A 20475-nucleotide genomic window follows, 5' to 3' on the forward strand; every position below is an offset into this window, starting at 1 on the left:
AAAATGAAAGCAACTACTACTTCAAAATTTATTGCCGAAATGATCGGTACAATGGTGTTGGTACTTATGGGTTGCGGAAGTGCTGTAATTGCCGGCGCCGATGGAACAACCGGGGTTGGACTGTTAGGTATAGCCTTTGCGTTCGGCCTTAGCGTTGTGGCAATGGCCTATGCGATAGGACATATTTCCGGCTGCCATATTAACCCCGCCATATCTATAGGAATGGTACTGGCCGGCCGTATGAAAGCAGGGGAAGCGGCATATTATATTGTAGCGCAGATAGTAGGAGGTCTCATAGGAGCGGGTGTTCTATACCTTATCGCTTCGGGAAAGGCCGACTATGCCGGAGGTCTGGGACAGAATGGTTATGGCGAGCTTTCTCCTCAGAAGTATAATTTAGTAAGCGGGCTTATTGCTGAAGTAGTGTTCACATTTATTTTCCTGTTGGTTATATTTGGCTCAACATCCACTAAAAATATCAACGGGGGCTTTGCCGGGCTAAGTATTGGACTAAGCCTGGTATTGATCCATATTGTAGGCATCCCGGTAACAGGGGTATCTGTTAATCCGGCCAGAAGCATCGGGCCTGCTTTGCTGGCTGGAGGGGAAGCGATTTCTCAGCTCTGGCTTTTTATAGTGGCACCGGTTTTGGGAGCCATACTAAGTGCGGTGGTCTGGAACAGCCTTATAGAGAAATCTGAAAAAGCCAGTTCATTATAGCCTTGCTTCTGACTCATGCAATAAACGGCGTGTAAGATCCCGGATTTAAATAAAACAGGTGTAAAGTCGAACAAAAATCGCGTAAAATATCGCTGCCCGAAAAGGAGCATCCTTCTTGTGCCTGGCCTTTGTTGTTTTACCGGGTTGGTTGTGCGATCAATGAGCTTTTTAATGACTAGTGGTAATGCCGGCAATTCTTTATGCAAACAGCCCCCAGTCATCGGTATATTCATCTTTTTCAAAGGTATTGACCCATGCCTTAAAAAGCTCCCTGAACTGGTCAATTTCGGTGCGTATCAGCTCTACGTAGTGGTCGTCCACCTGGTCTTCAGTACCAAAAAGCAACAGTGAGCTGGCGATGTGCTGCGCATTCTTCCTGATGATGGCGGCATTCTCCATACGCAATACATATATGCCTCCTGCTTCCGAGCTTCTTATTTTGGCACCTGTTTCATAAGCATCTCCTAAAAGCATTTGCTTGTGTGCTGTTAAATAAGAAAGTTCGGTGAGGTCTTCTGTATCTTCTTTATCTCCGCCTGTTTCCAGCACGCCGTTCAGCATCATTACTATTTCCTTCCATTTCAGGTAAAGGGCCTTACAGGCTTCTCGGGTAGGATTAGGCTTCCATTCTTCGCCTTCTTCATCTTCCCTGCCAAATGGATCATCTTCCCAATCCGGTAAATCGCTTAATGTATCAATGCGCATAATCTATTAATTGAGTTCCTGTTTCAAATAAAACCCGGTATAGCTTTCTTTATTTTTTACCAGCTCTTCCGGTGTGCCTTCAAACAAGATCTGGCCGCCGCCATCGCCGCCTTCAGGGCCCAGGTCAATAATATGATCTGCTACTTTAATCACATCCATATTATGTTCTATTACTAAAACCGTATTTCCCCTGTCAGTTAATTTGTCTAATACCCCGAGCAGGTGCCTGATGTCTTCAAAATGCAGGCCGGTAGTTGGCTCATCTAAGATATAAAAAGTTTTGCCGGTATCTTTCTTTGAAAGCTCGGTGCTCAGTTTTACCCGCTGGGCCTCGCCGCCACTAAGGGTTACTGCGCTTTGTCCTAAAGTGATGTAACCCAGGCCTACGTCCTGCAAGGTTTTTATTTTCCTGTAAATACTGGGAACTGCCTGGAAAAATGCTACTGCATCGTCTACCGTCATATCCAGCACATCAGAAATGGATTTTCCTTTATAGCGGATTTCCAGCGTTTCGCGGTTGTATCTTTTCCCATTACATTTTTCGCAGGGCACATACACGTCTGGTAAAAAATTCATTTCAATTACCCGCATACCACCGCCCTCGCACACATCGCAGCGGCCGGTTTTTACATTAAACGAAAAACGGCCTGCATTATAGCCGCGTATTTTTGCTTCCGGTACCGACGCAAACAATGATCTTATATCTGTAAAAAAGCCGCAGTAGGTAGCGGGGTTGCTTCTCGGCGTACGGCCGATAGGCGACTGGTCTATTTCCACCACTTTATCAATATACTCCAGGCCTTTTACTGATTTATGAGGCATGGGCTGCATTTTACTTGCCGGGAAACAATGATTGCTTAAAACAGGATACAGGGTTTCATTAATCAGTGTCGATTTGCCACTGCCGCTCACTCCTGTAACAACGATCATTTTACCCAGGGGGAATTGTATGTTTACGTTTTGCAGGTTGTTGCCGGTTACCCCTTTTAATTCAATAAATTTCCCGTTGCCCTTTCTTCTTTCCACGGGCGTTTCGATCTTTAAATGCCCGTTCAGGTAACCTGCTGTAATGGTATCTAATTTTAAAATTTGTTTGGGGGTGCCCTGGGCTACAATACGACCTCCGTGATAACCGGCTTTGGGCCCGATGTCGATTAAATAATCGGCCGCCAGCATAATGTCTTTATCATGCTCTACCACCAATACGCTGTTGCCGATATCGCGCAGGTTTTGCAGCGAGGTAATAAGGCGCTGGTTGTCTCTTTGATGTAAGCCAATAGAAGGCTCATCCAGTATATAGGTAATGCCCTGCAGCTGCGATCCTATTTGTGTGGCCAGCCTGATGCGCTGCGATTCGCCGCCGCTCAATGTACGGCTGGGCCGGTTTAGTGATAAATAGGTAAGCCCCACATCCAGCAAAAATCCCAGGCGTTCCCTTATTTCTTTTAAAATATCTTTTGCAATGGCATTTTGTTTTTTACTCAGGCGCAGCTCAATGCCATCGAGCCATGCCGCCAGGTTATCTAAATTAAGATGGCTGAGATAGGCAATATTTTTACCATCGATCTTGAACCAGAGGCTTTCTTTCTTCAGGCGGTCGCCATTGCAGGCAGGGCAGGGCTGCAACTCCATAAATTTTTCTACCCAGTCGCGCAGCACCTCGGTGCTTTGTGTAGAAAGGTACCAGCGCTTGAGCATAGGGATGATGCCTTCATAGCTACCGGTATAATAATCAGGGATGGACTCATCGGTGCCGTCGAGATATAATATTTTTTGTGCGCCTCCATCTCCGTATAACAACAGGTCGAGCTGATCCTGTGATATATCTTTTAATGGCTTGCTTAAGCTTATTTTATATTTCCGGGCAAAGGCTTCTACCTGCTGATACACGCTGGCGCTGCGTTCTTCCCCCAAAGGTGCAATACCCCCTTCTTTAATGTTTTTTGACATATCGGGCAATACTGCATCCATGTTAATAACCGAGCTTGTGCCCAGGCCCCGGCAATAAGGACAGGCTCCATAGGGAGAGTTAAAGGAAAAAGAGTTGGGCGAAGGCTCTTCGTAGCTGATGCCTGTATCTTCACACATCAGCATTTTGGAATATTGCGTTATTTCGGTTTGGCCGTTCTCTAAAACGAAGATCAGGTCTTTACCCAGTTTCAGCGACTGCTGTACGCTTTGGCTCAGTCTTGCTTTCAGGTCGTCTGTTACCTGCAGGCGATCTACTACCAGTTCTATATCGTGGATCTTATAACGGTCTACCTGCATTTTAGCCGTGATATCTTTTATTTCTCCATCTACACGCACTTTGAGAAAGCCTTTCTTGCGCACGTCTTCGAACAGCTCCCGGTAATGCCCTTTACGGCCACGTACCAACGGTGCCAGTATGTTTATTTTCTGGTTACAGAATCTTTGGAAAATATTTTCAACAATTTCTTCCTCGCTCCATTTTACCATTTTTTTGCCGGTGTTATACGAATAGGCTTCTCCAACGCGTGCAAATAGTAAACGGAAAAAATCGTACACTTCGGTAACGGTGCCCACTGTGGATCGGGGATTTTTGTTGGTGGTTTTTTGCTCTATAGAAATAACCGGCGAAAGGCCAGTGATCTGGTCCACATCGGGCCGTTCCATATCGCCGATGAACTGCCGCGCATACGCCCCGAAGGTTTCCATGTAACGGCGCTGCCCTTCGGAGTAAATAGTATCAAAAGCCAGCGATGATTTACCGCTTCCGCTGATACCTGTGATCACCACCAGCTGATTTTTAGGAATAGATATATCTATATTTTTCAGGTTGTGTACCCTGGCACCTGTTACGGTTATTGTTTGTAAATCTTTCGTTTCCAATTTTTTGATTGCTGTTTTTGAAGATCTGGTCATATAAGTTTAAGATCGGTCTCATTCATAACTAAAATCTAAAATAAAGGTTTAATAGCCTATAAATAAATTTTGGCATAATAATTTCTTTTTATCATCCCGAATCTGAATTTACCGGCGCACCTATATAATCATATATCAGGCCAACCATTTAAACCTCGCCTTACCCGGATAATCCGGCAGGCATAAAAAAACAAACAGATGAAAAAAAATTACTTATTGATGATGGCGCTTTCTGTGTCAATAACTACAGTATCGCTGGCGCAGGTATCTACTGCTCCCGAAGTACCTAAAAATTATAAACCGCAGGCTAAAGAACTGCTCCCTATGCCTGGTGAGCTTACGGATGAAATGATCTTTCCCGTACTGGGCAGATATGAATACACCGATAAAGAAGGAGAAGTTTCGCCGGTAACAGTAACGAGGGATAGTGAAAATAAAGGGGTGATATGGATAAATGGTATGCCGCAGGGCCGCTTTAAGGCAGATCTCAAAGCTTCGCCGGCTACGTATAAAATTCCTGTACAGAAAACATTGCTTAACGATGCAGGGGAAGAGCCGGCAATGCAGGAAGACCATACTGCAACCGCTCACACCGGTGCCCGCTACTCCGGCAAGTCGTTAAAAGAAGGAACTATAATATTCGATTCTGCCAGCAATAAATTATATGTAAATCTTGGCGGCAGGTTTAACGAGGACGATCCTGCTGTTGTTTTTCCTGAAATTGAAGAAACTGACAGTTCAGAAGTAGTTTCGGCAGATGCCGCATATGACAGCTCAGCAGCTATAGCCAAAAATCAAGATAAAAAAAATACGAAAAAACAGGTAGGTGAAAAGGGAACGAATTACATCCTTACCAAAATCGTAGATCTGGCCGCTGCCCCTAAAAGCCGGTAATAAGGCTTGATCCGGGTTAAGAAATAAAAAAAGGTTGCCTTAGAGGCAGCCTTTTTACGTAACGGCCTGTCTATAGTAAAATTCGTTGGCATATATTTTGATAAATGGCTGATGAGTTTGGCTGATTTGAAAGTAAACTGATGTTTATCAGGATATAGTGATTTACTTTGCAGTCATAAATCTTTTAAATTTTTTAAAACAATACTAATGAAAATCGTAAAAACAACATTATTTGCTGCTGCTTTTGCAGGACTTGCGCTAGCTGGCTGCGAAACAGCTACCCGAACACAGAAAGGTGCTGCTATAGGTGTGGGTGGTGGTGCGGCGGTAGGCGCTGTTATTGGTAAAGCCGCCGGTAACGCAGGCCTGGGAGCCATTATTGGTGCGGCAGTAGGAGGCACCGCAGGAGCTATCATTGGTAAAAAAATGGATAAGCAGGCCGAAGAGATCAAACAGGAAGTACCCGGGGCAAAAGTAGAGCGGGTGGAAGAGGGTATTGTAGTAGAATTCAGCAGCGCTGTGCTTTTCGGATTTGATCAGGCAGCTCTTACTCCACAGTCTAAATCCACTTTAAATGACCTGATCACTATATTGAATAAATATCCCGATACAGATGTGGAGATCCAGGGCCATACAGATAATACAGGTACCGAAAAGTATAACCAGGCACTGTCTGAAAGAAGAGCTTCTGTAGTATCTAACTATTTAAGCGACCAGGGTATTGGCTTACAAAGATTAAGCACAGTGGGATATGGTTTAAGAAACCCTAAATACACCAATGATACACCTGAAGGCCGTGCTCAGAACCGTCGCGTTGAGTTCCTGATCACTGCCAATGAAAAAATGAAATCAGATGCCGCAAAAGAAGCCGGCACTAAATAAATTCCGGCTTACCATTAAAGTAAATGATTATGGTATTCGTTTACCTATCTAATTTATTAAAATTTTAAATCTATATTTATGAAAATGAAGAAATTATTGTTTGGTGGGGTGTTATTTGCAGCGTTCAGTTTTGCTGCTGTGGAATCTCATGCGCAGGCTGGTCGCTTCGGTGTTAATGCCGGTGTGAACTTCTCGAATATTACAGGAAAAGATGCTCCTGATGACAATAAGTTAAAAACCGGGTTCCAGGCTGGTATAACCTATGATATTGGCATTGCAGATGATTTTGTAATTCAGCCTGGTTTAAGCTATGTGCAAAACGGGGCTAAATATGAAGGATTGGTAGATTCCAAACTTCACTTGAATTACCTGCAGCTGCCTGTTACCTTTCAATACCAGCCGGAGTTAGGTAATGGTAACCTGTTATTAGGCGTTGGACCTTATGTGGGCATGGGCGTTGGAAAAGTAAAAGGAGACATCGGTAACTTCTCTGGAAAGGGAGACTGGGATGATGCAGGACTTAAGAAATTGGATGCAGGTGGAAAGCTGTTAGCGGGCTACCAGTTAAGCAATGGTTTATCTTTAAACCTGAATGCGAATCTTGGCTTGGTTAAATTGCCGGATACAGATAATCCGAAGACCATTAATAATACCTCTTTTGGGGTTACTATAGGGTATAAATTCTAAAGAAATACTGATCCGTAATGTTAAAAGCCGCTTATTTAAAGCGGCTTTTTCATGTAATATCTTATATTTTAGCCTTATATTAAACTTGATTTTTATGAGGAAAAAAATGATTTTATGCTTAATGCCGGCCATGATACTAATGACTGTTAAGGTTTATTCGCAGGCTCAATGGGGGATACGTGCAGGGGTGAATTTTACAAATGTAAGTTTTACAAAAAGCAACCAGAATGTTGCACCAAAAATAAAAGCGGGGTTTCATGTGGGTGGAAATGTTGATATACCGATAACAGATAAGATTTATATTCAACCAGCTTTGCTCTTCAGTTCTAAGGGCTACAAGGATGCTGAGGCGGTTAAATTAAATGCAACCGCCTATTATTTGGAGTTGCCGTTAAATTTTGTTTATAAGCTTCAGCTCGGTGAAGGAATCATTTTATTGGGCGCCGGGCCTTACCTGGGTTATGGGCTAGGAGGAAGATGGAGTACACCGCCCAATGAAAATAACTGGCCTAATATCCAGCCGGAGTGGAACGGAAATTTACAATTTACTGATGCTGCTGCAACTGATAATTATTACCGGATTTCACCCGGTGCGAAGTTTACCTATGGGAAGCCATTAGATTTTGGAGCAAACGTTCTTACAGGATATGAGTTTGCTAAAAAACTATCGTTTCAGTTAAACGGGCAATTAGGATTAATAAATATTGCCCCAAAAGTTGACGATAACAAAACCGGGGATATATTAAAAAATATCGGCTTTGGAATTTCTTTTGGGTACAAATTCTAAAAAGTATTACAGCTATCTTGCAGTACAAGTTCTGAAACAATTGGAATGAAAATATGTTATTTTGGTAATACTTTTTTATTTGACGGCACTGTTATATATTTGCGTTTCGCCAATAACAGGCAAGGTTCTTTAAAATACTTATCAAGAAAGGCAGAGGGTATGGGCCCTGTGAAGCCTTGGCAACCTGTTCTCTTAACATTGGAACAAGGTGCCAATTCCTACTACGTTTGTAAACGTAGAAAGATAAGCCGGAAGTTTCAGTTTAATAAATATATTAAAAATAAATGCGAAGCCCTCCTGCTTACAGGGGGGCTTTTTTGTATATGCCTGGTACGTATTCGGGAGCTAGTAGAATCATCTTATACGAATTTGAAATAACAGGAAGTGAGAAAATTTTAGAGAAATGTTACAACTGCAATATCATACAACCCCTGCTGGTACTGTACTTACAACGTATGGTAACAGGCATTGTATGCCTTTCGGGGCATAATATATTTTCTACCGGCTTTATCAGCCTTTTTGGTACTTTAACGGTTAACATACTTATTATTTAATGATTAAATTTTTTATTTTATGAGCAACGCGTTACATTTTGATACGCTTCAGGTACACGCCGGTCAGCAACCGGATCCAACAACGGGCAGCCGTGCTGTGCCTCTTTACCAAACCACTTCTTACCAGTTTAAAGATGCAGCACAAGCAGCGAATCTTTTTGGCCTGCGGGAGTTCGGCAATATTTATACCCGCATTATGAATCCTACCACCGATGTATTTGAGCAACGCATAGCCGCTCTGGAAGGCGGGGTAGCAGGACTGGCTACTTCTTCCGGACAGGCAGCTCAGTTCCTTACTATTGCTAATATGTTGCAGGCGGGAGAAAATTTTGTTACTTCTCCTTACCTGTATGGAGGTACCTATAATCAATTCAAAGTTGCCTTTAAGCGCCTTGGTATAGAAGTGCGTTTTGCAGAAGATGATAACCCCGAGCATTTCAAAAAACTCATTGATGAAAAAACGAAAGCCATCTATATTGAAACGTTGGGTAATCCCAAACTGAATGTCCCGGATTTTGAAAAAATTGCTGCACTGGCAAAAGAAGTGGATTTACCGTTAATAGTGGATAACACTTTTGGAGCTGGCGGCTATTTATTCCAGCCTATTAAACATGGCGCCAACGTGGTAGTGCATTCGGCAACTAAATGGATCGGCGGACACGGTACCAGCGTTGGCGGTATTATCATTGACGGGGGTAATTATAATTGGGGCAACGGGAAATTTCCCCAGTTTACCGAACCTTCTGAAGGATATCACGGGCTGAAATTCTGGGAAGTATTTGGTGAAGGGAATCCTTTGGGCCTGCCTAATATTGCTTTTGCAATACGGGCGCGTGTGGAAGGATTGAGGGATCTGGGACCTGCTATCAGCCCGTTCAATTCTTTCCTGTTGCTGCAGGGTGTGGAAACCCTTTCATTAAGGGTACAGCGTACTGTAGATAATACCCTGGCGCTGGCACAATGGCTGGAAGAGCATAAGAACGTAGACTTTGTATGGTATCCTGGCCTGGAAAGCAGCGAATACCACCAGCTGGCGAAAAAATATTTCACTAATGGTTTTGGAGGCGTATTACAGTTTGGTATAAAAGGAGGACTGGAAAACGGGCGGAAGTTCATCAATTCGTTAAAACTGGTAAGCCACCTGGCAAACGTGGGTGATGCCAAAACACTGGCCATACATCCCGCATCTACCACGCACGAGCAATTAACGGAAGAAGAAAGAAAGAATGCAGGTGTTTTAGATAACCTGATCCGCATAAGCGTAGGTATTGAATATATAGAGGATATAAAGGCCGATTTTGAGCAGGCTTTTGCAGCAGTTTTTGCGTAAAATAAAATCAAAACTGTTCCGGTCGTTACTCTGTACCGGAACAGTTTTTTATGAATATGAATCAAGAGGTTTTTAGATATACTGCGCCATTTACTTTAGAGAGCGGAGCGGTTTTGCATCATCTGCACCTGGCATATACAACTTATGGAACGCTCAATGAGGCCGGGGATAATGTGGTTTGGATATTTCATGCGCTTACGGCCAATAGTTGTCCACATGAGTGGTGGCCCGAAATGATAGGAGCCGGGAAAGTATTTGATCCAGGAAAGCATTTTATCATTTGTGTAAATATGCCCGGCAGCTGTTACGGAAGCATCAGCCCTTTGGATGTGAATCCTAAAACGGGTAATTCATATTATCACGATTTTCCTTTTTTTACAATAAGGGATATGGTGCATGCCTATCGTTTGTTACAGGCAGACCTGGGTATAACCAAGATAAAGATTGGTATTGGCGGCAGTACCGGAGGCCAGCAACTGATGGAGTGGGCGGTACAGGCCCCTGAGCTATTTGAATATATTTTCCCCATAGCTACCAATGCCATGCATTCGCCCTGGGGCAAGGCTTTCAATGCTTCTCAAAGGTTTGCGATAGAGGCAGACGCTACCTGGCTCAATAAAACCGTTGATGCAGGACGTAGAGGACTGGAAGTGGCAAGAAGCATAGCACTGCTTTCATACAGAACAGATATGGCATATAATAAAACCCAGTCTGAAGCTACCGACGATCTTATTGAAGGGTTTAAAAGTGAAAGCTACCAACGGTACCAGGGTTCAAAGCTATCGGCAAGGTTTAATGCGTTTAGCTATTATGTGCTTACCAAAAGCATGGATTCGCATAATCTTGGAAGAGGTAGAGGAGGAGTGGTTCAGGCATTAAATACTATTAAGGCTAAAACCCTTGCTTTAAGCATGGAAGGCGATATTTTATTTCCGCCTTATGAGCAGGAGTTTATAGCAGGGAATATTCCTGATGCACATGTAAAGCTGATCTTGTCGAATTATGGACACGATGGCTTTTTATTGGAGTTTGAACAATTAACGGAAGCAATCAAAAATTTCCTGGGTCGGTAAAGGAAGCAGTGAGAATAGTAAATAATAAAATAGTGCGTCAGGTTATAACTGCTACTTGCTATTGATGACCAGTCATTGATTAAAAATGAATCATTAACAATTCGTAATAAAATGAGCAAGCATAGAAAATTAGTAATAGGTATGTTCGGGTTTGGTGTAGTAGGAGAAGGACTTTACAAAGTGCTGGAGCAGACGCCGTCATTAAATGCTACTATCAGGAGGGTGTGTATCAAGCATCCCTCGAAAAAGAGGAATGCGCCTGAATTTTTATTTACTACAGATAAAAATGAATTACTGGAGGATAAAGAGATTAATGTAATTGTAGAGGTGATTGATGATTCTGAGGCAGCATTTGATATTGTAAGAACAGCCCTGGAGCATGGAAAAGAAGTAGTAAGCTCCAGCAAAAAAATGATAGCCGAGCATTTGCAGGAGCTTTTAGACCTGCAGCAAAAAACGGGTCGCTCGTTTTTGTATGAGTCTTCTGCCTGTGCCTCTATACCCGCTATCAGGAACCTGGAAGAATATTATGATAATGACCTGCTGCACAGTATCAGGGCTATTGTAAACGGCAGTACGAATTTTATCTTAACAAAGATGTTTGACGATCATCTTAACTTTAGGGAGGCTTTATTGCTGGCACAGCAGTTAGGCTTTGCAGAAAGTAACCCTACCCTGGATGTGGAGGGATTTGACGCGCTGAATAAGTGGACCATTTTCCTTTGCCATGCTTACGGCATTGTAGCAGAACCTGATAAAATTTTATTTACAGGTATCCAGAATATTCATCACTCAGATGCTGCAGTAGCCCAGGCGCGCGGGCAGCAGATACGGTTGGTAGCCCAGGCAAAAAAACTGGTGGATGGCGGTGTGGCGGCTTTTGTTTTACCCCAGTTTGTACCGGCCGACAGCCCGTTATCTTTTGTGAAAAATGAGTATAACGGCGTAGTGATTGAGAGTGGCTTTGCTGATCAGCAGTTTTTTTATGGTAAGGGCGCCGGCAGCTTTCCTACCGCGTCGGCTGTGTTAAGCGATTTATCTGCGTTGCGCTATGGCTACAAATACGAATACAAAAAGCGGTATCACCATGAACCTAACCAGCTAAATGAAGATGTTTTTTTAAGAGTGTATATAAGTTTTAGTGATATTAAAAATATCCCCACCGATGATTTTGAATGGATCGAACAATGGCACGCCCAGGAAAACCGGAAATACCTGTCGGGCGTAATAGCCTTAAGGAAGCTGAAAGGCAGTACCTGGTGGAAAGAAAATGGCACTTCGCTGATACTGGAGCCTGATGCCATCCTGGAAAGCGTGGAAGAGCGGAAGATCAGGAAGAAAAGCCTGGAACTGGCGGGTTTGATTTAATGTAGGCTAATCATATATTGCTGAAAGATGCTGTTCCTGGCGGCCTGATGTTATACTCAGCTAGCCGGAAAGACTTTCAAGCAGAAGAGTTGCTAGCGAAGGCTAACGGTTCAATGATTAGTAATCCGGCAAGCGCTCCATAGGCTCGGAGTACTCATTTGGATCGGATATTGAACAATACAAATAAATCAAACTGGCTTTCGGCTATCCTAAAGCGTATTATTTCGGACCAGGGCAATATAATGTATCTCATAGCTGATATCCATCAGCTTCTTATGTGATAAAAATTACATAAAAGATATTGCTGCTTCGCATTATTTTTGTTTATATGAGCGTACCCGTAATCTCCTTTAATAATACCGAGTTTGCTTTTCAATACAAGACCGGTAAAGAGCTGAAAGAAGCACGCAGGTTATTTGGAATGATGAGCAACCCTTTGCTGGTAAAGCTGGGAACCTGTCTTGTTCCCTGGGCGATCAAAGCTAAGCTACCTGTAAAGGGCCTTATCCGGAATACCATCTTCAGGCAATTTGCCGGTGGCGAAACATTAGAGCAAACAGCCGGTGTGGCGCAGGTGCTGGCTCAGTATAATGTGGATGTTATTCTTGATTATGGCGTGGAAGGCGGAGAAGGCGGTGATGCTGAATACGATCATGCAGCTACTGAGTTTATTAAAGTCATTGAGTATGCAGCTACACAGCCTAATATTCCCTTTATGAGTGTAAAAGTTACCGGGCTTACCCGGTTTCCTTTACTGGAAAAGCTGGATGAGCTGATGCATAAAAAGCAGGGATCATTAATAAAAAGATATTTGGGCGCGCTGGAGCAGCTTCCCATTGCCGACCGTGAAGAATGGCACCGGGTAAGGCTGAGGATGAAGCGGGTTTGCGAAAAAGCAGCTGAGAAGAATATAGGGGTGCTGATAGATGCCGAGGAATCCTGGATACAGGACCCGGTTGATGCCCTGGTAATGCTGATGATGGATACGTTTAATAAAGAGCGTATTGTTATTTATAACACAGTACAGCATTACCGGCATGGCAGGCTTTATTTTTTAAAGGATTGTATTGATGCTGCAAAGGAGAGAAACTTTTTACTGGGTGTAAAACTGGTGAGGGGTGCTTATATGGAAAAGGAGCGGCAGCGTGCTGAAGTAAAAGGCTATCCTTCGCCTATACAACCAGACAAGGCCAGCTGCGACAGGGATTTTGATGCAGGTGTAAATTTATGTATCAATAATTTAGAACATGTGGGAATGCTGGTGGCTTCTCATAACGAAAACAGTAATATGCGTGCTGTGAAGAAAATGCAGGAGCTGCACCTTCCTCTTAACCACCCGCACGTAAGCTTTAGCCAGCTTTATGGTATGAGCGATAATATTACATTTAACCTTGCCAGGGCAGGATGTAATGTAAGTAAGTATTTACCTTTTGGACCGATTGAAGATGTAATCCCCTACCTGATGCGCAGGGCGCAGGAGAACACTTCTGTAAAAGGACAAACAGGAAGGGAGCTCAGCTTGATACGGAAAGAGCTGCAAAGGCGCAGAAAGGCTGAAACCCTGCTATAATCAGCGGATGTATAAATTTTTTACTGCTTGCCTGCTGTTTCTCTGCCATTTATTTTTCAGTTTTGACAGAGTTGCGCTTTTTAAATTCCTGGAACTTATTGTTAATGTAAACCGTCATACCCGTATGGTCAAGCTTCCGGGCTAGTTTATAGGAAGGGCGATAGGTGTACATAAAGGTTTGGAGGGAATCGTTTTGGAGGCCCGTTAATGCGCTTACCCTGGCTGCTGAAAAAACATAGTCAATATAATGCTCCTCCTCTTCTTTTAATAGCCTTTTTCTGAGACGCCGGTCCTGTTTGGCTTCTTTGGAAAAGTGACTAATAGGGCTCAGTACTATACCAGCGCCGGCAGCGGGGGTGTTACTGCCTGTAATGCCAACGGGTTTTTCAAAAGCATGCTGATACTCTTTTCGTCTTTGCATAGAGTCGATACTGTAGCTTGACTGTACGGTTACATTGCTTAAAAACAAACTTTTTTCGATAAGCGCTGCATCGTAACCTGAAACAAGCAGCTGCTCTTCAACTGTTATAGTATCGCTGGTAAAATTAATATTGGAAAAGATCACCTGGTCCTTTTCCCGGGCCTTTATGCTGTAATACCCGTTTTGATCTGACCGGGCTGTTTCACCTGATGTGGTATTGGTAACTGTTGCAAAAGGCAACGGAGCAATACTGTCGTACATATAGTTATTAACTTTTCCTATCAGCCGGCCCTGACCCGAAGATGAAGCTGAAATAAGGAGCGTTAGAAACAATAAAATATAAGCCCTGATAAGCATATATAAAGTTATATTATTAATGATCGAAGTAAATATTTATCGCGCAGAAGGATTTGTTAAATTAGATAGGGCTTTGCAGCGCAACCAGCGTACTATCCGCCAAAAAGCGTTTTATAAATAGAATAAGTATAGTTATCGGGTAATTCACTTGAACAAAAAGGCGTGTTTTCATCAAAAAGCTCAGCCAGCTTATTTCCGAGTTCCTGCATAAACAGGGGCTTCAGTTCGGCAAGCGCTTCGGGCCCGAGAGCGCCGTTTTTGTTTTTGAAATAAATGCCCTCTTTATTCATAGTTTTTACAACATATAATACGGGTTGTATATTGGTCTTGTTTTTTGTTTGCTCATATATGTGAGAATAAATCATGGTTTGTATAAGTGCCTTATTAATATGTTTGTCATTGGTGTCAAAAAGTTTTCCGGTATCTGTATGAAACTCCAGCTTATCACTGCCGGTTTTATAATCTACAATTCTGGTAATGCCGTTCTTTTCATCAATTCTGTCAATAATACCTTTAACCCGGATACTTTGCGGTGCGCCATTTAATTCGAAAGGTATTTCGGCGGTTACCTTTTCCTCCAGTCCTGTTATGGTAAAAGGTGCATAGGCCTCATCCTGGTCCAGGATCATATTAATATAGGCATTTACAATAGCCAGCACTACCAGCTGCATACCGGAAAATTCGTAGGTATCTGCATTTTTTAATTCACGAATCTTGCAGAAAGACTTTTTTATTAATGTTTCATTACTGCTTCTGCTTAAGGTAATCCATTCTCTGGTAACGACTTTCCCTTTCATGCTGCTGTAAAATGTATCCATCGCATCATGGAGTATGCTGCCTATTTCATTGGCCTCAACGGAAGCGCTAACCTCTTTGGGCTCTTTTATACCCGCTATATAAGAAAAGAAAAAGTCTACAGGGTTCGCTATATACGTAGTGATAGCTGTTGGGGAAAGGGCTCTCTCTTTATTTAAAAATTGCTGCAGATGGGCTTTTACTGCGGGCTGCCTTTTATCAATGCTTACGGGCTGCCGGCTTTCAGATTTTACTGTTGATTCCAGCTCATAATAGCTGAACCGGAAGTTACTTTCATATTCCAGCTGCTTTAAGAACCGGCTGGCTTCACCACCCGACGTCTCATCAGTAAGGCCGTTGTACACGATACTTATTTTTTCAGCCCTCTTGAAAAGCCGGTACGTGATGTATGCAGATATCGCATCGAGGTTTTCTAATACAGGAAGCCCATGTACCCTTCTTAAACTGTCTGGTATAAAGCTGCCCCCCATGGAAGTTTTAGGGATAATGCCTTCGTTAAAGCCTAAAAAAACAATATGATCAAAATTAAGATTGCGCGTTTCCAGCAGTCCCATTAGCTGTATGCCGTCCAGCGGATCGCCGCTTAGCGGAACGCTGATGCCCAGCAATACTTTTTGCACCAGGGAAATAATAAAGGGCAGTTCTTCTTCTTCAAGAGAATCGCCTACGGTATCATGAAACCTGTTCAGCTCCTTTATTACACTTACAAAAAGCCGGGCATCTATATCCTTCAGTATTTTATTAAAAGAGAGATCTTTAAGTACGTATTGTAAAAGCTCCGTTAGCGATAGCACTATCTGCCCCGGCTCTGCAATTGTAAAAAACTGTTCCAGTACGCCTCCCTGCCTGGCAATGCGGCTCTGTTCTATGTGCACTACATTTTCTTTCAGGATGGCTGCTCTTATCTTATCTTTTCTGGACTGCGTTAAATAAATAAGCGGATGCGTGAGAAAGCTTTCCAGGTGCTGCCAGGAAATATACCCTTTTTTTTGTTTATGCATACCTTGGGCCAGATGTATCTCCTGCTGACAGCTGAGCCAGAGATTGGCTAATCCGAACACAGAAGAAGCGGCAAAAGGGAAGCCCATTGTTACATTCAGGCTGATGGCTTTGCCGTCCATAAAAGCAGGAATGGTTTGTAATGCAGGTATCAGCTGGTTTTCATCTGCCAGCACAACAGCAGTAGCACCCGGGTTCGTGCCGGCAGTGTAATCCTGCTGGCAGATTTCGTTGAGGATCTTGGCTTGTGCGCTTTGTCCCTGTACTTTATATACATTTACAGCATGGGGATAAGCCGTCATTGGATGGGAGGGCGCTTCCAGCTCATTTTTTAACTGTAACTGGTGGATGTTTTTTCTGAGGAACAAACCGGCTTCCTGTAAGGGATCTTTAAAGTAATAATCATCTGTGTCAAAATAGAACAGGGCTTTACCGGCTTTTTGAAGGCTGGTAAAAAGCTGAGCTTCTGCCCGGGTAAGCGCATTAAAACCCACAAATAAGATCCTGCCTTTTTCAAACTTTTTTATAAAGCCTGTTTCTGCAATATCCAGGCCGGCCAGTTTCCTGTAAGCACCGCCATAGGTGGTCATGTTCTTTTCCTGCAGCGCCGCATGAAAACCATGGTACAGCTTAGGCATCCTTCGCCACATCTGTATAAAATATTCCTGCTGTTTTTTATGTTTTCCTTCGGAGTAGGAGGCCCAGAACTGGGAAAGGAACTCATACTGTTCCGGCGTTAAATAATCAAACTCCAGGTTGATTACAGAAATATCCTCCAGCTCTTTATACAGCCTGTCTGCGTTTACCAGGTCATTATCGATCTGACTGAAATCGCTTAAAATGATCTTCGCCAACGGGTAGAAATGGCTGCTTTTTAACGGAAGCAGGCCTTCATCCATTAATAAAGCGTTATAAATTTCATGCAGTGTAAAGAACTGTAAGTAGCTGTCTGCAATTTTTTCTTCTACTGCATCGCTAAAAAACTCTTGTATGGTGAAAAAAGATGGTCCGAAAAAGGGCTTGCCAAAAATATCGGCCAGATATTTTTGCATATAGGCGGCAGGCCGTTTGTTATTGAACACAATAGCACAATGTTCAATATCCGTTCCGAATTTATTGTATAGATCTTGTGCTACTTCTTTTAAAAAAGGGATCATGTTTTATAAAGTGCCTTATAAAGAGATGAAAAAATCAGCCAACCATTTTAAGCTCTTTGCCGGTAGCATAAAAAAGATAAGCGTTTATGTTTTTGAGGCCCATTTGCTCCAGCAGGTCTTTATACCTGAGGATCTGTTCGCGGTGCGAAATATGTTGCTCTAAGGTAAACTTGTAGTCGAGCAATACCACTCTGTGCCGGGCAATAATGATCCGGTCGGGCCTTTGTATTTTCCCATGTATATCTATAATGTTTTTTTCAACAATATGCTGCTGCGCTTCTGTAAATAAGCTGATGATCTGCGGATCATTCAGCACATCCATCACTGCCTGCTTTAAGCCGGGTAATTCTTCTTTTTTGATCGTGCCGTCCAGCAGTAGTTTATCCAGGTACCTGTCTGCTTCTTTTTCACCGGAGGCATTAGCCAGTATTTCGTGAGCCAGAGAGCCTTTTCTGCCTGATTTTTCCATATTCAGCAGGTGGATAATATGCTTTTCTTCTGATGTTTCGTATAGCTTTGAAAGCCTTCCTGACGTGGGATAACGGTTCAGTCTGAAAGTAGTTCTGTCAACTCCCGGCTCTTTTAAGCAGACGATTTCCCCGGATTCGTATATACCTGATTCAGCGAATGTTGCATCATGCTCTTTTATCACTGCGTTTAAAGTGTCGCCTATAGTAGCTATTTTCCCTTCATCTTTTTTACCCATTGTTGCCAGATACAGGAAGTCTTTGGCGCGGGTGGTAGCCACATACAGCATATTGAGGCTATCCATGTTGCCATACAGTAGTTCTTCGAAATAGGCTTTGGCGGCGGTACTCCTGGCCAGCGATTCGTTAAATTTTAAAGGTATAGTGCCCACCTGATGGTAAGGAGAGCCGGTAGCCGGAACCCAGAAGATCGTATTGGCTTTGGTTTTTATATCCCAATTGCAGAAGGGCACCAGCACTGCCCTGAAAGCTAAACCTTTTGATTTATGTATGGTGATGATCTGTACGGCGTTAGCGCCCTCGGGTGATGGCAGGGTTTGAACCGTGCCTTCTTCTTCCCACCACTCTAAAAAGGCAATAATACCTTTTTCACCTGCTTTGGTAGCCTTATTTACGAGGTCCCTGAAAGCCATCAGATAGGGTATGTGCTGTGTTAATGCTGTAAGCCGGTAGCATTCAAATAAAGTTTCAACCAATTCTGCGAGCGGCAATTGTAGCCAGCTTTGCCAGTTGGCGCATAAAGCGGGCGGCAGCGCATCACTGAGCCGGGAAAGAGATTTATTATTCAGCTCAAAATATAATCCAGGCTCTATTAGGTCTTGTCCGTGCCCCCCTTTCTTATGAATGGTATGATACAAAGCAATGCAATTGGCTTTGTATAAAGCTGTTTGCTCATTAAGGCCTGTAAAAACTTTAAGAGTATTGATGATAAGGTCTATTGCCGGATTATTAGCTATCAGTAAAGCATCACCGCTTAGTACCGGTATATTTTGCTGCATCAGCCTGTTTACGCATAATCCTGCTTCATAGTTAGACCTTACCAATACCGCTATATCTTTATACTGGTAATGATAATGTTCTAAAAGATCGGTTATTGCTGCCGTTGCTCCATGCAGTGCGTCTTCTTTAAACTGCTTTTCTGTATATCGCTGGCCATCGCCACCCAGCCTTTGCACTTTTATCTTCCCCCCGTCGCGGGTGGAAGCAGCATTTTTTTGAAAAGAGCCAGAATAGACATCGCTGATAATGGTATCCAGTTTTTTTTCTTTCCACCATTGCTGCGTTGCTGCCGGTTGGGCATTCAGGGCATTATTTATTTCGGTTTGCAGCAATGTGGGAATTTCCCTGTATAAAAGATTATTGAATGCTATAATGTTCTTTGTGCTGCGGTAATTTTCTTCCAGGCTTTCTTCTGCCACCTGCTCTTCCTGCACATCCTGCTTCACCTGGCGGTGGAGGATATTCCAGTCGCCGGAGCGCCACCTGTAAATGCTTTGCTTTACATCGCCTACAATTAAATGATCGGTTTGCCTGCCGGTAGCCGAAGCCAGGGCATTTACTAAAATCGACCGGAAGCTTTTCCACTGCTGTGTAGAAGTGTCCTGGAACTCATCGAATAAAAAATGGCGGTATTTATTGCCCACCTTTTCCCAGATAAAAGAAGGGTTATCGCCGGCATCATCTGTAATGCCTGTTACTAATTTTTGTGCATCACTAATGAGCAGGTTGCCGTTTTCATTTCTGTATTGAGCGAGCAGTACAGCTACTTCCTGCATCAGCCGCAGGTAATACAGGTTCTGGTTAAACGCTAGTGCCAGTTTATAGCCACCTATATGCTCTTCCCTGAAGCTTTTTATTTTTTTAAGTATAGGGTTTAGCTCGTTATATAAAGAAACAGCTCCTTTTCCTTCTTTAAACCAAAGATCAGGTGTATCGATCAGGGCAAATATTTTATCGGTTTTGGTGTCATCATGATCATTAAGGGTCTGTAATTTCCAGAGCCAGTTCCTGGAACCATTCACAAAATGGGATTTGTCTAATTGATAGCGGTCGAATATTGCTGCAGCTTTTGCTACCTGGCTTTCTATAGCATCTTCGTAATGTTTGATTTGCTGCCTGGTGTTTTTTGCATATGCCTTAAACAGCTCATTCAGCTCGTCCGGTGTTAATTGGGCAAGACTGTCCTCAAATAGCTGGAAGCTCTCTTTAAAAATTTCGCTAATGATATTCCGGAGTTCGTTCTTATAGTTCCAGCTTTTGTTTTCTTTTATCTTTTCGAGGGCTAACTGTATTATCCAGTCTAAAATATACCTGTTGTGCGATAATGATTCGTCCAGTCTTTCCAGCAGATCGTCTTTTACTTTTTCGATATTGAGCTCCAGCGCATAATCGGCACTCAGGCCTAATTCAAAAGCGAAGCCCCGTATTACTTTCTGAACGAACCCGTCGATGGTGCTTACTGAAAAACGGCTGTAATCGTGCAGGATCTTCCGGTAGATCGCATCGGCCTGCTGTTGTAAGCTTTCGTTATTCAACTGCGGGTATTCTTTAAGAATGATCTGCCGATAGCTTTTTGCCTGCTCACTTCCTTTAGCGAGCCCTGCCAGCACTTCAAGAATACGGGTTTTCATTTCTTCTGTAGCCTTATTGGTAAAAGTTACAGCCAGTATCTCACGGTATTTATTTTCACCGCTGAAAAGCAAAATAAGATACTGGGCCGCCAGGCTAAAGGTTTTACCGGAGCCTGCTGAAGCCTGTAATATTTTAACTGGTTTTTGCATTGCG

14 protein-coding genes and 1 riboswitch are annotated in these 20475 nt (G+C 43.1%); of the genes, 9 read left to right on the top strand and 5 right to left on the bottom strand.

Annotated elements, in window-relative coordinates:
* Positions 1-3 precede the first annotated feature (3 nt).
* Positions 4-720: an aquaporin Z gene (gene aqpZ, locus ACYVBM_RS21750; RefSeq protein ID WP_460687808.1), complete on the top strand. Its 717-nt coding sequence runs from the start codon at positions 4-6 to the stop codon at positions 718-720.
* A 198-nt stretch (positions 721-918) separates the two neighbouring features.
* Here the strand turns inward: aqpZ and ACYVBM_RS21755 are convergent, their stop codons facing one another.
* The gene (locus ACYVBM_RS21755; protein ID WP_460687809.1) at positions 919-1425 is read right to left on the bottom strand and encodes a hypothetical protein; all 507 of its coding nucleotides are present in this window, start codon (positions 1423-1425) and stop codon (positions 919-921) included.
* Positions 1426-1431: 6 nt separating this feature from the next.
* Positions 1432-4308, bottom strand: a complete 2877-nt coding sequence (gene uvrA / locus ACYVBM_RS21760; RefSeq protein ID WP_460687810.1) for an excinuclease ABC subunit UvrA — start codon at positions 4306-4308, stop codon at positions 1432-1434.
* A gap of 198 nt (positions 4309-4506) precedes the next feature.
* Between uvrA and ACYVBM_RS21765 the strand changes: the two genes are divergently transcribed.
* The 8 genes from ACYVBM_RS21765 (at position 4507) to ACYVBM_RS21800 (ending at position 13453) form a co-directional block, all read left to right on the top strand.
* Positions 4507-5202 carry a hypothetical protein gene (locus tag ACYVBM_RS21765; RefSeq protein WP_460687811.1) on the top strand — a complete coding sequence of 232 codons (696 nt, stop codon included), beginning with the start codon at positions 4507-4509 and terminating at the stop codon, positions 5200-5202.
* Between the two features lie 207 nt (positions 5203-5409).
* The gene (locus ACYVBM_RS21770; RefSeq protein WP_460687812.1) at positions 5410-6084 is read left to right on the top strand and encodes an OmpA family protein; all 675 of its coding nucleotides are present in this window, start codon (positions 5410-5412) and stop codon (positions 6082-6084) included.
* A 78-nt stretch (positions 6085-6162) separates the two neighbouring features.
* Positions 6163-6771 (top strand): porin family protein, encoded by a 609-nt coding sequence (locus tag ACYVBM_RS21775; protein WP_460687813.1) that lies wholly within the window; start codon positions 6163-6165, stop codon positions 6769-6771.
* 94 nt (positions 6772-6865) lie between these two features.
* A complete protein-coding gene (locus ACYVBM_RS21780) occupies positions 6866-7558 on the top strand; it encodes a porin family protein (protein WP_460687814.1) in 693 nt (230 codons plus the stop codon).
* Positions 7559-7693: 135 nt separating this feature from the next.
* Positions 7694-7808, top strand: a riboswitch (SAM riboswitch).
* A 323-nt stretch (positions 7809-8131) separates the two neighbouring features.
* The gene (locus tag ACYVBM_RS21785; RefSeq protein WP_460687815.1) at positions 8132-9442 is read left to right on the top strand and encodes an O-acetylhomoserine aminocarboxypropyltransferase/cysteine synthase family protein; all 1311 of its coding nucleotides are present in this window, start codon (positions 8132-8134) and stop codon (positions 9440-9442) included.
* Between the two features lie 50 nt (positions 9443-9492).
* The gene (locus tag ACYVBM_RS21790; RefSeq protein ID WP_460687816.1) at positions 9493-10515 is read left to right on the top strand and encodes a homoserine O-acetyltransferase family protein; all 1023 of its coding nucleotides are present in this window, start codon (positions 9493-9495) and stop codon (positions 10513-10515) included.
* A 111-nt stretch (positions 10516-10626) separates the two neighbouring features.
* A complete protein-coding gene (locus tag ACYVBM_RS21795; RefSeq protein ID WP_460687817.1) occupies positions 10627-11883 on the top strand; it encodes a homoserine dehydrogenase in 1257 nt (418 codons plus the stop codon).
* 328 nt (positions 11884-12211) lie between these two features.
* On the top strand, positions 12212-13453 hold the full coding sequence (locus ACYVBM_RS21800; protein ID WP_460687818.1) for a proline dehydrogenase family protein: 1242 nt from the start codon (positions 12212-12214) through the stop codon (positions 13451-13453).
* Positions 13454-13502: 49 nt separating this feature from the next.
* On the opposite strand, the gene ACYVBM_RS21805 is transcribed toward ACYVBM_RS21800, so the two are convergent.
* From ACYVBM_RS21805 to ACYVBM_RS21815, 3 genes are all read right to left on the bottom strand, one after another.
* Positions 13503-14231: a peptidase associated/transthyretin-like domain-containing protein gene (locus ACYVBM_RS21805; RefSeq protein ID WP_460687819.1), complete on the bottom strand. Its 729-nt coding sequence runs from the start codon at positions 14229-14231 to the stop codon at positions 13503-13505.
* A 92-nt stretch (positions 14232-14323) separates the two neighbouring features.
* Positions 14324-17203 (bottom strand): PD-(D/E)XK nuclease family protein, encoded by a 2880-nt coding sequence (locus ACYVBM_RS21810; RefSeq protein WP_460687820.1) that lies wholly within the window; start codon positions 17201-17203, stop codon positions 14324-14326.
* A 34-nt stretch (positions 17204-17237) separates the two neighbouring features.
* Positions 17238-20471, bottom strand: a complete 3234-nt coding sequence (locus ACYVBM_RS21815) for a UvrD-helicase domain-containing protein (protein WP_460687821.1) — start codon at positions 20469-20471, stop codon at positions 17238-17240.
* Positions 20472-20475: the final 4 nt, after the last annotated feature.

This window comes from Niabella aquatica (genome assembly GCF_054779315.1).

Excerpts from the sequence above, each read along its gene's own strand:
- aqpZ (WP_460687808.1), top strand. The coding sequence starts at position 4 with ATGAAAGCAACTACTACTTCAAAATTTATTGCCGAAATGATCGGTACA.
- ACYVBM_RS21755 (WP_460687809.1), bottom strand. The coding sequence starts at position 1,425 with ATGCGCATTGATACATTAAGCGATTTACCGGATTGGGAAGATGATCCA.
- uvrA (WP_460687810.1), bottom strand. The coding sequence starts at position 4,308 with ATGACCAGATCTTCAAAAACAGCAATCAAAAAATTGGAAACGAAAGAT.
- ACYVBM_RS21765 (WP_460687811.1), top strand. The coding sequence starts at position 4,507 with ATGAAAAAAAATTACTTATTGATGATGGCGCTTTCTGTGTCAATAACT.
- ACYVBM_RS21770 (WP_460687812.1), top strand. The coding sequence starts at position 5,410 with ATGAAAATCGTAAAAACAACATTATTTGCTGCTGCTTTTGCAGGACTT.
- ACYVBM_RS21775 (WP_460687813.1), top strand. The coding sequence starts at position 6,163 with ATGAAAATGAAGAAATTATTGTTTGGTGGGGTGTTATTTGCAGCGTTC.
- ACYVBM_RS21780 (WP_460687814.1), top strand. The coding sequence starts at position 6,866 with ATGAGGAAAAAAATGATTTTATGCTTAATGCCGGCCATGATACTAATG.
- ACYVBM_RS21785 (WP_460687815.1), top strand. The coding sequence starts at position 8,132 with ATGAGCAACGCGTTACATTTTGATACGCTTCAGGTACACGCCGGTCAG.
- ACYVBM_RS21790 (WP_460687816.1), top strand. The coding sequence starts at position 9,493 with ATGAATATGAATCAAGAGGTTTTTAGATATACTGCGCCATTTACTTTA.
- ACYVBM_RS21795 (WP_460687817.1), top strand. The coding sequence starts at position 10,627 with ATGAGCAAGCATAGAAAATTAGTAATAGGTATGTTCGGGTTTGGTGTA.
- ACYVBM_RS21800 (WP_460687818.1), top strand. The coding sequence starts at position 12,212 with ATGAGCGTACCCGTAATCTCCTTTAATAATACCGAGTTTGCTTTTCAA.
- ACYVBM_RS21805 (WP_460687819.1), bottom strand. The coding sequence starts at position 14,231 with ATGCTTATCAGGGCTTATATTTTATTGTTTCTAACGCTCCTTATTTCA.
- ACYVBM_RS21810 (WP_460687820.1), bottom strand. The coding sequence starts at position 17,203 with ATGATCCCTTTTTTAAAAGAAGTAGCACAAGATCTATACAATAAATTC.
- ACYVBM_RS21815 (WP_460687821.1), bottom strand. The coding sequence starts at position 20,471 with ATGCAAAAACCAGTTAAAATATTACAGGCTTCAGCAGGCTCCGGTAAA.